At 73.0% G+C, this 3354-nt stretch carries 2 protein-coding genes; both read right to left on the bottom strand.

The genetic code is table 11. The annotated features are described in order from the left end of the window. Positions 1-105 precede the first annotated feature (105 nt). Entirely contained in the window at positions 106-1848 is a 1743-nt protein-coding gene (locus GA0115240_RS24050) for a pyruvate dehydrogenase (protein ID WP_093739546.1), read from the bottom strand. 46 nt (positions 1849-1894) lie between these two features. Continuing rightward, a complete protein-coding gene (locus tag GA0115240_RS24045) occupies positions 1895-2752 on the bottom strand; it encodes a protein phosphatase 2C domain-containing protein (RefSeq protein WP_256069952.1) in 858 nt (285 codons plus the stop codon). Positions 2753-3354: the final 602 nt, after the last annotated feature.

The raw sequence follows: 3354 nt of genomic DNA, 5'->3' as shown, positions 1-3354 counted from the left end.
GCTGATCGCCAACCGCACCGCCATCGGCCCCTGGGAATCGTTCGACCTGATCAACGACTGAGTTACCGCTTCCCCGCCATCAACATGCCGCGTCCGTGTAGAAGTTCACGGGCGCGGCATGTTGCGCAGATTGGACCGGGCCAGCTGCACCATCTTGCCGACACCGCCGTCCAGCACCATCTTGCCCATCGACAGCGCGAAGCCGCCGATCTGCTCACCGGTGATCTTCGGCGGGATGGACAGCGCGTGCGGGTCGGTCACCACGTCCACCAGCGCCGGGCCCGGGTGCCGGAAGGCGTCCCGCAGCGCGCCGCGCAGATCCTTCGGCTGATCCACCCGCACCCCGTACGCACCCGCCGCGCGGGCGATCACCGCGAAGTCGGGGTTCTGGTTTCCGGTGCCGTAGGCCGGCAGTCCCTCGACCATCATCTCCAACTCCACCATGCCCAGGGAGGAGTTGTTGAACAGCACGATCTTCACCGGCAGGTCGTACTGGACCAGGGTCAGGAAGTCGCCCATCAGCATGGCGAAGCCGCCGTCGCCGGACATCGACACCACCTGGCGGCCCCGGTCCAGGAACTGCGCCCCGATCGCCTGCGGCAGCGCGTTGGCCATCGAGCCGTGCGAGAACGAACCGATCACCCGGCGCTTGCCGTTGGGGGTCAGATAGCGCGCCGCCCACACGTTGCACATACCGGTGTCCACCGTGAACACCGCGTCATCGGCGGCCTCTTCGTCCAGCACGGAGGCCACGTACTCGGGGTGGATCGGCAGGTGCTTGTCCACATTGCGGGTGTAGGCCTTCACGACGCCCTCCAAGGCGTCGCTGTGCTTCTTCAACATCCTGTCCAGGAACCGCCGGTCGGTCTTCTCGCGCACCCGCGAGGCCAGACAGCGCAGCGTCTCCCCCGCGTCGCCCCACACCGCCAGGTCCAACTTCGAGCGTCGGCCGAGGTGTTCGGGACGCACATCGATCTGGACGATCGTCACGTCGTCCGGCAGGAAGGCGTTGTACGGGAAGTCGGTACCCACCAGCATCAGCAGATCGCACTCGTGCATCGCCTCGTAGGCGGCGCCGTAACCGAGCAGCCCGCTCATCCCGACGTCGTACGGGTTGTCGAACTGGATCCATTCCTTGCCCCGCAGCGCGTGCCCCACCGGGGACTTGACGCGTTCGGCGAAGGCCATCACCTCGTCGTGCGCACCGGCCGTACCGCTGCCGCAGAACAGCGTGACGCGCTCGGCGGCGTCCACCAGCCGGGCCAGCTCCTCGATCTCGGCGTCGCCGGGGCGCACGGTGGGACGCCGGGTGACCAGGGCGTGCTCGAAGGCCCGCTGGGGTGCCTCCTGGGCCGCGATGTCACCGGGCAGGCTGATCACCGACACGCCGCCGCGGCCGACCGCGTGCTGGATCCCGGTCTGCAGCACACGCGGCATCTGCGCCGCGTTGGAGATCAATTCGCTGTAGTGGCTGCACTCCTGGAACAACCGGTCCGGGTGGGTCTCCTGGAAGTACGTCGTGCCGATCTCGCTGCTCGGGATGTGCGAGGCGAGGGCCAGCACCGGCGCCATCGAGCGGTGCGCGTCGTACAGGCCGTTGATCAGATGCAGATTGCCCGGCCCGCACGAGCCGGCGCAGGCCGCCAGCCGGCCGGTGAGCTGCGCCTCGGCGCCGGCCGCGAACGCCGCCGTCTCCTCGTGCCGTACGTGCACCCATTCGATGGAACGGTTGCGGCGCACCGCGTCCACGACCGGGTTCAGGCTGTCGCCCACCACCCCGTACACGCGCTGGACGCCCGCACGGGCAAGGACGTCGATGAACTGCTCGGCGACGGTCTGCTTCGGCATGTACCCATCTCCGCACAGGCACGGGGCGCACGCATCCCGGGAGCGGTCAGGCGTCCCAGACGGTCACCGCCGTCCGGTCGTCGGCGTAGCCCTTGACCCGGGTCTGGGTGTCCGCGAGGTAGGCGGCCAGCCCCGGCACCTTCCCGGCACCCCACCGGGCGGCCAGGTGCCCGGCCAACTCCGGCTCGCCCCGCAGCGGCTCCGCGAGACCGGCGCTGCACATCAGCAGCGCGTCACCCGGCTGGGCCACGGTGGCGCGGAAGCGGAAGGGCGCGGAGGTCTCGTCCGGCGCGAGGTCCAGATCCTGCCAGACCCCGTCCCTGATCCGGAACAGTCCGCCCTCCCCCACCCCGAAGAACAGCCGGATCCTGGACTCCGGGTCGGCGGGCAGCAACAGGCAGCGCAGCGAGGCGGTGTACGTGCCCTCGTCCAGCCCCAGGTCCTCCCCGCGCGCCCGCAGCCGCCCGTAACAGCGGTCGGTCAGCCGGTGCAGCCCGGACTTCAGCGAGCCGCGCCGCGCCGCCCGCAGATCGTCGATGAGTCGCGCCCGGCTTCTCCCGACGGCCCCGGCGATCCACCGCACCGTGTCCTGCGCGGCCCGGTGGGCGTCGTCCGCGGCGCGCGCGCCGCTCGCCATCGCCACCAGCAGCAGCGCGTCCTCGCCGGTGCCGAACCGGGCGGTCAGCAAGGCGTCCCGGCGCGGCTGGCCCCGGTACCGGGCGGAGTCCCCGCGCATCGCCGCGGTCCGGATCGTCACCCGCCCGTAGCGCGCGCCGTCCAGCACGGTGTCGGCCACCAGCCCGTCCAGTTCCTCCGGATCGGCCTCCGGCCACGCGGTCGGCTCCGCGCCGTACGTCGGCGGCCCGCCGCCGACCACCTCCGGCGCCCCGACGATCTCCGGCACCGCTCGCGCGGGCTCCCACCCGGGCGGCAACTCCGGCGCCCACCGCACCTCTCCCTCCGCGAACCCGGTCTCCCCCCACCCGGCGGCAGGCGGCCCGAACACCCCGAGCGGCGCGTCCCCGGGAGCGGCCGGCGCGGGCGGCTGTGCGGCCCGCATGCCCCTGGAGGGGACCACCCCGGCCGGCTTCACCCGCTCGGGCTGGGCTCGACCCGTTCCCCGGGGCACGATCTCGGCGCCGGGCGCGGGGCCGACACCGGGTTCCGGTCCGGGCTCGGGTCGGGGCTCCCGTCCGGGCGCCGGCTCGGGGGCGGACTCGGACGGCCTTACGGACTGGGGCACGCTCCCGGCGCCAGGCGGCGGAACCGGACCGGACCCGGGCTGGGGCTGGGGCTCCGGCGGTTGCGGGGATCGGGGCGCACGGTCAACCGCGTGCCCGGCCCACTCGACATCGCCGGCTGCACCCTCGGCAGCGCGTTCCGGCGCGGGCCCGAACGCGGCCTCGGGCTCGGGCCCTGGCTCGGGCCCGGCCTGGGGCCGGCTCTCGGCGACCGGCAGCGGCACGCCGGCAAATCCGGGCTCGGACCTCCGCGCCGCCTCAAGGC

This window comes from Streptomyces sp. DvalAA-14 (assembly GCF_900091855.1).
Lineage (GTDB): Bacteria > Actinomycetota > Actinomycetes > Streptomycetales > Streptomycetaceae > Actinacidiphila.
Note: the sequence above shows the minus strand (reverse complement) of the source record. Positions and strands in the feature narration are given on the sequence as shown.

Bases quoted from the DNA above. Each gene is read 5' to 3' on its own strand.
- GA0115240_RS24050 (WP_093739546.1), bottom strand. From the start codon at position 1,848: ATGCCGAAGCAGACCGTCGCCGAGCAGTTCATCGACGTCCTTGCCCGT.